An 8,070-nucleotide genomic window follows, 5' to 3' on the forward strand; every position below is an offset into this window, starting at 1 on the left:
CAAAGCCCAGCTCCCCACAGGGGGCCGAGGGTGATTTTAGCGGTTGTATTTCAGGCGGCGATGGCCGGGCGCATCGGGTTTTTTTGCTTTTCCGGAATCGTGCCAAACAACGCCTTCTGCACCGCCTGCTGCGCTTCGAACGCCAGTGCCGCACGCTCGCGGCCCTGACAGGCGATCGGCTTGAGCAGATGCACTTCAACATCGGCGCAATCATGGCTGAACAGACGCATCAGGTGCGACAGCAAATCATCGTCACCAATGAACGGCGCCAGCGCGTCGATTTCGCCATTGCGCAGATAACGAATCGCCACCGGTTGCAGCATCACCTCGGAATCGATGGCCGCCGACAGCAGGCGACCATGAAAGGTGCGCAGCGAACGGCCATCGGTGGTGGTGCCTTCCGGGAACATCAGCAGCGGATGCTGCGTCTGCAAATGGCGGGTCATCTGTTTGCGGATCAATTGGCTGTCACCCGAGCCGCGACGGATGAACAGGCTGCCGGCCTTGGCCGCCAGCCAGCCAGCCACCGGCCAGGTGCGCACTTCGGCCTTGGACAGAAACGACAGCGGCGTGAGCATGCCCAGCAGTGGAATGTCAGTCCATGACACATGATTGCTGACCCACAGCATTGGCTGCTGCGGCAACTCGCCGTGCACCGTTACGCGAAAGGGCAGGGCATGGCTCAAACGTGCCATGAAGAAACGCGACCAGCGCTGCCGACGTTGCATCGAGTGCGCCAGGCCCAGACGTTCGAATACGCCGAACACGCTGGCCATGGTCAGGCCCAGCGTCACCACCAGCAGCACCCGCGCGATTCGCGCGTACACGCGCAGCCGGCTCATCACACGGCCGCCTTGAAGTGCCTGGCGTAACGCGGGCAGAGTTCGTCGCGCTTGAGCAGGATGAACACGTCGGCGACCTGGAAGTCTTCGTCCCAGCACGGCTCGCCGCAGATCTTCGCGCCCAGGCGCATGTAGGCCTTGAGCAGCGGTGGCATTTCGGCGATCACGTTCGACGGAATGTCTAGCGACGGCAACGGATTCTTCGGTTCGGCGCGCAGGTGTTCGGTGCACAGGTAGCGTTCGCGCAGACGCTGCATGATTGCGTGAGCCTGCACGCCGCCGTCCTGCATCGGAATGCTCGCGCAACCCATCAGGTAGCTGTAGCCACCCTGATTCAACACTTCGGCCAGTTCACCCCAGAGCACAGCGATGGTACCGCCGTTGCGGTAGGCCGGATCGACGCAGGTACGGCCGATTTCGAGGATCGGTCCTTGCAGATGGGCCAGGCCATGCAGGCTGAATTCTTCTTCGCTGTAGAACTTGCCCAGGCTGCTGGCGGCGGTGTGATCGAGTAAACGAGTGGTGGCGACCAGACGCCCGGTGTTCAGATCACGCACGCCGATGTGGCTGCAGTGAACATCATAGTCATCCATGTCCAGACCCAGTTCCGCGCCTTTCAGCTTGGCGTTGAATTCGCCGCTGAAGACGCTGAAGCGCAAGGCCTGGGCTTGCTGCAAGGCCTCGGCGCCGATCAGGCGTTCGGCTTGCAGGCGGCGTTCATTGCCGGTGTCGCTGATGCGGGCGATCTGAGTCATTTGAATCTCCGTACGGGCCTTGAACCCGTCGTGGGTTGCAGCCGATCGACTTTCTTTATGCAGCCATGTTGTGCAAAGTCAGGCTATGCAGCCCCGGTGTCATCGCCATGAACGTTTGGTGATGCTTGTATGACAGCCCTCAAGGAGCCTCTTATGCCCTGGCCCAGCCTGCTCGATAGCCCTGAACGCCTGCCCGCCGTGACTGATCTGGCGGAAGGTTTCGCCACTTTGTTGCAGCAAGTGGGCAACGTGACGCCGTTCGAACTGGCGGTGGCCGGAGGGCGGCGCATGGCGACGCCGGGGCTGGCGTTTCTGGTGGGGTATCAGGCGGCGTTGCGCATGCTTTGGCCGAGCGCGCCGCCGAGTCTTGGCGCGTTGTGTGCGACCGAACAGCGCAGCTTGCGCCCGGCGGACATGCAGACCCGTCTCAGTGATTTACGCCTGAGCGGGCGCAAGGATTTCGTGACCGCTGGGGATGCCGCCGACTGGCTGCTCGTCGCCGCGCGCAGTGAAGAGCCCGGTGAAACGCCGCGCCTGAGTCTGGCGGTGGTCTATCCCGGCGAGCCCGGCGTGCGCGTGGAAAAACTCCCGGCACTGCCGTTGATGCCGGACATCAGCCACGGTCGGCTGCACCTGGACGGCGCGTTGTGCGAGTTGCTCGCGGGGGACGGCTGGGACGCTTATGTGAAGCCGTTCCGCACCCTGGAAGATGTCTATGTGTTGAGCGCGATGACCGCGTGGCTGTATGGCGTCGGTCAGGACAGTGGCTGGTCGCAGCCGCTGCTGTTGCGTTTGCTGGCGCTGCTGGCCGGCTGTGCGGAAGCGAGTCGCCAGCCGCCGAACAATCCGGCCGGACATGTGTTGCTGGGCGGGCTGTTTGCGCAGTTTGATGCGCTGAAGAACGAGATCGATCAGGCGTTGGCCGAGGGCAATCCGGAGTGGGCGCAGATGTGGCAGCGTGATCAGTCGGTGATGCAATTGGCGGCGGGTGCGCGGGCCAAGCGCTTGGCCAAAGCCCTGCACATTCCCCTGTAGGAGCTGCCGCAGGCTGCGATCTTTGGATTTTGCCTCTAAGCCCGCGCTTCGACGCTGACCCAATAGCGGGTAAACCGCCGCACGTTCACCGGCAGACTGACTTGCAGCAGATCCAGAATCCGCTCGCTGTCGTCCAGTGGATAAGTCCCGGAGATCAGCAGATCGGCCACTTTTGCATCGCAATGCAACTGGCCGCGCCGGTAGCGTGCGAGCTCTTCAAGGAAGTCGCCCAGGCGCGTGTGCGCGGCGATCAGCATGCCGTCGGCCCAGGCGCCGCTGTTGGCGTCCAGTGGTCTGGCTTCGCTGATCGAGGTGGCGCTGAAACTCAGTTGACGGGCGATGGGCAGCCACACCGGCTCGTGCCCGGGGCGGGTCAATTCAACCTGGCCTTCGAATAGCGCTACCTGCGTGCGATCGGCAAATTGCCGGACGTTGAGCCGGGCAGCAGCGGTTTTCAACAGCCCTTGTGCCGTGCGCACTTCGAACGCTTGGGCGGTGCTCAGGAGGATCTCGCCTTCCAGCAGACGGATCAGTCGTTGCGTGCTGTCCACGTCCGCTGCACTGGCGGTGTTGAGCTGCAACTGGCTGCCCGCACCTAGCGTCACCTTGCGGCGCTGACCCAGCGGGCTGCGGTAATCGGCGAGCAGTGCCGGCAGCGGATTGTGCTCGCGCATGCCCCAGGTGACGGCGGAACCGGCACCGAGAAGCAGCAGCAATTTGAGCGCCTGACGGCGGCTGGAGGACTTCGGCCCGTTCAACGCGGCATGGGCCAATGGCGAAGAAACACCGCGCAAGCGCTGGTTGACCCGCTGCATGTGCTCCCACGCCCGACGGTGTTCGCTGTGGGCGTCCAGCCATTGCTGCCAGGCGTGTTGCTGGCGCGGGGAGAGCGACCCTTGCTGCATTTCCATCAACCAGTGCACGGCCTGCTCGGCCACTTGCGCAGAGAAATCCGGGATGCGGTTCATAGGGCGAAATAGCAGCGCAGGGCGGCTTTGTGCAGATGACGTTTGACTGTGGCTACGGAGATGCCCAGTTCGGCGGCGATTTGCGGATAGGTCAGGCCATCAACCTGCGCCAGCAGAAAGGCGCGTTTGACCAGGCGCGGCAAGCCGTCGAGCAACTGATCCAGTTCGATCAGGGTTTGCAGGATGATCGCTTTGTCTTCTTCCGACGGCGCAAGCATTTCCGGCATCTGCGCCAGGGTCTCGAGGTAGGCGCGTTCCAGATCCTGGCGACGGTAATGATTGAACAGCACGCGTTTGGCGAGGGTGGTCAGGAAGGCGCGCGGCTCGATGATCACCGGTTGTTCACGAGCGCTGAGCACGCGGATGAAGGTGTCCTGCGCCAGATCCGCCGCACTGTCCGGGCAGCCGAGTCTGCGCCGCAACCAGCCGGTGAGCCAGCTGTGGTGGTCAAGGTAGAGCGATTCGACGGGATGGGCGGACGACAAGGGTATCACTCCGGCGCATGATCGATGCGTTAGAGAACAAGAACTGTTCGCATTGTAGGGGTGTGTAGCGCTGCCCGGCAATCAGATGCTTTTGCGTATGAGAATATTTATCATTAATATTGCTCGCCTGTTGGTTCGGCTTTATCGGCTGGACGTTTTTTCGTTTCAGGGTCGAAACATGAAAGGCAAACTCGCCTCACTTCCCATGTCCTATCGTCTGGCCATCACCTCGCGGGTGCTGGCGGCGGTGTTCGGCGGCTATCTGGTTGCGGCGCTGGCCAGTGTCGCCCTGACGCTGTGGCTACCGTTGAGTCGTGCCGAAGCGGTGGTGACCGGCATGACCATTTCCTTTCTGGTTTATCTGGTCGCGGTGCTCTGGTGCTTCGCCTGTCGCACGGCGTGGTCGGCGTGGGTCGGTCTGCTGGTGCCCAGTGTGATTCTGGCGACGGTATCCGGCGCCGCGCGGGGCTTGGGCTACGCATGAAAGAGGGCTTTCGTCAGTCGATGGCCTGGCTGCATACCTGGACGGGACTGGTGTTTGGCTGGCTGCTGTTTGCGATTTTCCTGACCGGAACGCTGGCCTATTTCAAGGCTGAAATCAGCCACTGGATGCAGCCGGAAATTCCCGTGCACGCCATCGATTCAGCGAACAGCCTGAGCCTGGCGCAAGGCTATCTGCAGCAGCACGCGCCGGCTGCTTCGCGTTGGTTGATTGATTTGCCGAATGCCCGTGATCCTGCGTTGACTGTGCGTTGGCAAAACACACCGGTCGAAGCCGGCAAGCGCGGAGGTTTCACGCAAAAAACGCTCGATGCGCAGACCGGTGCAGAAATAAAGGCCCGGGACAGCCGGGGCGGCGAGTTCTTCTACCGCTTCCATTTCCAGCTGCAAATGCCGTATCCGTGGGGCCGCTGGCTGGCGACGACGGCCGCGATGGTAATGTTCATTGCGCTGATCACCGGCATCATCACCCACAAGAAAATCTTCAAAGACTTCTTCACCTTTCGCCCGCGCAAAGGCCAGCGTTCATGGCTCGACGGGCATAATGCGGTCGGCGTGCTGGTGCTGCCGTTTCATCTGATGATCACTTACAGCAGCCTGGTGATTTTCATGGCGATGGTCATGCCGGCCAGCATTCTGGCGTCCTACGGCACTGATCGCGAAGCGTTTTACCAAGAGATGTTTCCCGAAACGCCAACTCCGCAACGCGCCGCTCAAGCGAGTTCGCTGCTACCGCTGGCACCCTTATTGGTACGGGCGAGCGAGCAGTGGGCGGGGGGGCATACGGCGCGGGTCAGCGTCATCAACCCCGGCGACGCCAACGCCACGGTGCAACTGTCGCGCGCGAGTTCCGACCGGATCGCCTATGAGTACGGCAGCAACCTGACCTTCAACGGCGTCACCGGGCAGATGCTCGGCGCCACGCCCGACAAGCCGCTGCCGATGACGATCGCCAGTGGTTTCTACGGTTTGCACATCGGTCATTTCGCCGGCCCGATCCTGCGTTGGCTGTACTTCATCTGTGGTCTGGCGAGTACCGCGATGATCGGCACCGGGCTGGTGATCTGGCTCGGCAAGCGCCAGCTCAAACATGCCAAAAGCGGTTTGCTCCCATTCGAATTGCGCGTGGTGGAGGTGCTGAACATCGCCAGCATGGCCGGGCTGGTGGTGGCGGTGGCGGTGTTCTTTTTGGCCAATCGCCTGTTGCCGGCGGATCTGGCCGGGCGCGCCGATCAAGAAGTGAATGCGTTTTTTATCGCCTGGGCCTTGAGCGTGGTGCATGCGCTGCTGCGCAAGGGGCGAACGGCCTGGGTCGAACAGCTGGGGCTGGCTGGCGTGCTGTTTATCGCGGTGCCACTGATCAATCTGGCCACGCCATGGAGTCTCGGCGTAACGCTGGCGCAAGGCGACTGGACGCTGGCGGGTTTCGATCTGACGTGCCTGGGCGCAGGCCTGTTCCTCGGTTGGGCCGCCTGGAAAATGCAGCGTGCCGGCAGCGCCGTCAGCGTGAAAAAAACTCCCCGCGAAAAGCCGCGGCCGATCACGCTTGAGCAGGAGGTGAGCTGATGTTGCTGGCGTTGTTGCTGTGCTATGCCGGGTTCAGCGCGTTGTGTCTGTCGATGCCACGGCACCACGATGAGCTGCTCGGCAACAAACCCTCGGCCCGACGTGCACGGGTTCTGCAACTCGCCGGGTGGCTGTTGCTCGGCTTATCGCTCTGGTCAGCTGTCGGGGCAAACGGCTGGGGTTTCGGTCTGGTCGACTGGTTCGCGGTGCTCATGCTCAGCGCCTTGGCGTTGGTGTTGTTGCTGCCCTATCGGCCACGCCTGGCCCTCGCACTGGCCGGGTTGAGCCTGCTCGCCAGTCCGGTCGCCGCCTGGGCGCGGTGCTGAGATGCTGATCGGTCATCCGCCGGAGTCCCGCGACGACGAGCCCCATGGCGCGCGTGCGCATTTTCTTCAGGTGTTCCTCTCGCAGCGTTCGCAAATGGAAGCGCTGGTCAACCGGCGCGTCGGTTGCCGGGCCACGGCAGCGGATCTGGTGCAGGACCTGTTCCTGCGGTTCTGGCGCAGGCCGCTGGTGCAGGTCGAAGAGCTCAGCACTTACCTGTTGCGTTGCGCCGGCAACATCGCCATCGATCATTTGCGCAGCGAAGGCACGCGAGTGCGGGTCAACGAGGGCTGGCAACCGGATGCGCCGGACAGCCACGGCAGCGAACCGCAAGCCGCGCTCGAAGCGGGCAATGACCTGCGCCATGTCGAAGCGGCGTTGCGCGCCTTGCCCGAGCGCACCCGGCAGATCTTTTTGCTCAATCGCATTCACGGTCGCAAGTACGCAGACATCGCCAAGGCGATGGGCCTGTCTCAAAGTGCCGTGGAAAAACATATGATGCGCGCCCTCGAGGCCTGCAAGGCCAGCCTGCGCGAACCCGCACCACGCCTGCCAGGGAAAGCACCGTGAAAGCCACCGACCGCATCATCCCTACACCCGCTCAGGAACAGGCCGCACTCGCCTGGCTGAGCCTGTTGCACGACCGCCCGAGCACTGGCGATCAACTGACCTTCAGCCAGTGGCTGCGCGCCGACCCGGCCCACGCCGAGGCCTACGCCCAGGCGCAAGTCGTGTGGGAGTTGAGCGAAAGTCCGGCGCGCGCCCTGGCCGATGAGGACGCGTTTGCGTTGCAGGGCTACCTCAACGCAATGGAGCGTCCGCGTCGCTCGCCGCTGTTGCGCTGGTCGGGCGCGCTGGCAATGGCCGCGTGTCTGTTGCTGATGCTCAGCCTCGGCACGGGCTGGCAGCCGCAGCGCTGGATCGACGATCTGGGCGCCGATTACGTTTCGGCGCCGGGGGAAATCCGCACGGTGACCCTGGCCGACCAATCGCAAGTCACGTTGGACGCCGACAGCGCTATTGCCGTGGATTTCAGTCGAGGTGAGCGGCATGTGCAGTTGCGGCGTGGCGCTGGTTTTTTCAATGTGACGCACACCGGTGATCCCTTTGTGGTCGAGGCCGAGAATGGCCAGGCGCGGGTCCTCGGTACGCAGTTCGAAGTGCGTCTGCAACCGCAGGGCGCGCAGGTCACGGTGTTGTCCGGGCGCGTTGGCGTGACGGCGGATCGCAATGCGCAACAGCAGATTCTGACCGCCGGCCAGCAAGTGGCTTACGGACAAGGCCGCGCAGAAAAACTGCACGCCGTGGACAGCGAAGCACAACTGGCCTGGCGGCAGGGCTGGCTGACGTACTACAAGGCGTCGCTGGCCGATGTGGTGCAGGATTTGCGGCGCTATTACCCAGGGCGGATTGTTGTGCTCAACGATGAGTTGGCTGCGCGCAAGGTCAGCGGCAGTTTTCCAAGCAAGGATCCGCAGGCGGTGCTGAGTTCTTTGCAGGGTGTGCTGGGGTTTGAGCAGCGTCAGGTGTTGGGGCATCTGATTATTCTGCGTTGAATCAACATCAAAAGATCGCAGCCTGCGGCAGCCTCCTA

Annotated in this window: 10 protein-coding genes; 6 read left to right on the forward strand and 4 right to left on the reverse strand. The window is 62.8% G+C overall.

Annotation, left to right across the window (positions count from 1 at the left end; all coding sequences use genetic code 11):
* Positions 1–50: 50 nt before the first annotated feature.
* On the reverse strand, positions 51–842 hold the full coding sequence (locus HT737_RS20545; protein ID WP_182403907.1) for a 1-acyl-sn-glycerol-3-phosphate acyltransferase: 792 nt from the start codon (positions 840–842) through the stop codon (positions 51–53).
* Entirely contained in the window at positions 842–1,597 is a 756-nt protein-coding gene (olsB, locus tag HT737_RS20550; RefSeq protein ID WP_047292182.1) for an L-ornithine N(alpha)-acyltransferase, read from the reverse strand. Before olsB ends, HT737_RS20545 begins: the two co-directional genes overlap by 1 nt.
* A 153-nt stretch (positions 1,598–1,750) precedes the next feature.
* Here olsB and HT737_RS20555 point away from each other — a divergent pair, with 153 nt between their 5' ends.
* Positions 1,751–2,632 (forward strand): acyl-CoA dehydrogenase family protein, encoded by an 882-nt coding sequence (locus HT737_RS20555; RefSeq protein WP_182403908.1) that lies wholly within the window; start codon positions 1,751–1,753, stop codon positions 2,630–2,632.
* Between the two features lie 35 nt (positions 2,633–2,667).
* On the opposite strand, the gene HT737_RS20560 is transcribed toward HT737_RS20555, so the two are convergent.
* The gene (locus HT737_RS20560; RefSeq protein ID WP_182403909.1) at positions 2,668–3,600 is read right to left on the reverse strand and encodes a DUF4880 domain-containing protein; all 933 of its coding nucleotides are present in this window, start codon (positions 3,598–3,600) and stop codon (positions 2,668–2,670) included.
* Positions 3,597–4,085, reverse strand: coding sequence for a sigma-70 family RNA polymerase sigma factor (locus HT737_RS20565; RefSeq protein WP_108589887.1), 489 nt, complete (start codon positions 4,083–4,085; stop codon positions 3,597–3,599). The genes HT737_RS20560 and HT737_RS20565 overlap by 4 nt, the downstream gene beginning before the upstream one ends.
* A gap of 178 nt (positions 4,086–4,263) precedes the next feature.
* On the opposite strand from HT737_RS20565, the gene HT737_RS20570 reads away from it, so the two are divergent.
* From HT737_RS20570 to HT737_RS20590, 5 genes are read left to right on the forward strand one after another with little or no spacing between them, the layout of a single operon-like run.
* The gene (locus tag HT737_RS20570) at positions 4,264–4,569 is read left to right on the forward strand and encodes a DUF3649 domain-containing protein (RefSeq protein ID WP_041073980.1); all 306 of its coding nucleotides are present in this window, start codon (positions 4,264–4,266) and stop codon (positions 4,567–4,569) included.
* Complete coding sequence (locus HT737_RS20575; protein WP_182403910.1) at positions 4,566–6,152, forward strand: PepSY domain-containing protein; 1,587 nt, start codon at positions 4,566–4,568, stop codon at positions 6,150–6,152. Before HT737_RS20570 ends, HT737_RS20575 begins: the two co-directional genes overlap by 4 nt.
* On the forward strand, positions 6,152–6,478 hold the full coding sequence (locus tag HT737_RS20580; protein WP_095667458.1) for a DUF3325 domain-containing protein: 327 nt from the start codon (positions 6,152–6,154) through the stop codon (positions 6,476–6,478). The genes HT737_RS20575 and HT737_RS20580 overlap by 1 nt, the downstream gene beginning before the upstream one ends.
* A 1-nt stretch (position 6,479) precedes the next feature.
* Positions 6,480–7,046 carry an RNA polymerase sigma factor gene (locus HT737_RS20585; protein ID WP_003221797.1) on the forward strand — a complete coding sequence of 189 codons (567 nt, stop codon included), beginning with the start codon at positions 6,480–6,482 and terminating at the stop codon, positions 7,044–7,046.
* Positions 7,043–8,032 carry a FecR family protein gene (locus tag HT737_RS20590; protein ID WP_182403911.1) on the forward strand — a complete coding sequence of 330 codons (990 nt, stop codon included), beginning with the start codon at positions 7,043–7,045 and terminating at the stop codon, positions 8,030–8,032. The genes HT737_RS20585 and HT737_RS20590 overlap by 4 nt, the downstream gene beginning before the upstream one ends.
* Positions 8,033–8,070: the final 38 nt, after the last annotated feature.

This window comes from Pseudomonas sp. MD195_PC81_125, assembly GCF_014060985.1.
In the GTDB taxonomy this organism is placed as follows: domain Bacteria; phylum Pseudomonadota; class Gammaproteobacteria; order Pseudomonadales; family Pseudomonadaceae; genus Aquipseudomonas; species Aquipseudomonas parakoreensis.

Coding starts and splice junctions, on each gene's coding strand:
- HT737_RS20545 (WP_182403907.1), bottom strand. CDS start 842: ATGAGCCGGCTGCGCGTGTACGCGCGAATCGCGCGGGTGCTGCTGGTG.
- olsB (WP_047292182.1), bottom strand. CDS start 1,597: ATGACTCAGATCGCCCGCATCAGCGACACCGGCAATGAACGCCGCCTG.
- HT737_RS20555 (WP_182403908.1), top strand. CDS start 1,751: ATGCCCTGGCCCAGCCTGCTCGATAGCCCTGAACGCCTGCCCGCCGTG.
- HT737_RS20560 (WP_182403909.1), bottom strand. CDS start 3,600: ATGAACCGCATCCCGGATTTCTCTGCGCAAGTGGCCGAGCAGGCCGTG.
- HT737_RS20570 (WP_041073980.1), top strand. CDS start 4,264: ATGAAAGGCAAACTCGCCTCACTTCCCATGTCCTATCGTCTGGCCATC.
- HT737_RS20575 (WP_182403910.1), top strand. CDS start 4,566: ATGAAAGAGGGCTTTCGTCAGTCGATGGCCTGGCTGCATACCTGGACG.
- HT737_RS20580 (WP_095667458.1), top strand. CDS start 6,152: ATGTTGCTGGCGTTGTTGCTGTGCTATGCCGGGTTCAGCGCGTTGTGT.
- HT737_RS20585 (WP_003221797.1), top strand. CDS start 6,480: ATGCTGATCGGTCATCCGCCGGAGTCCCGCGACGACGAGCCCCATGGC.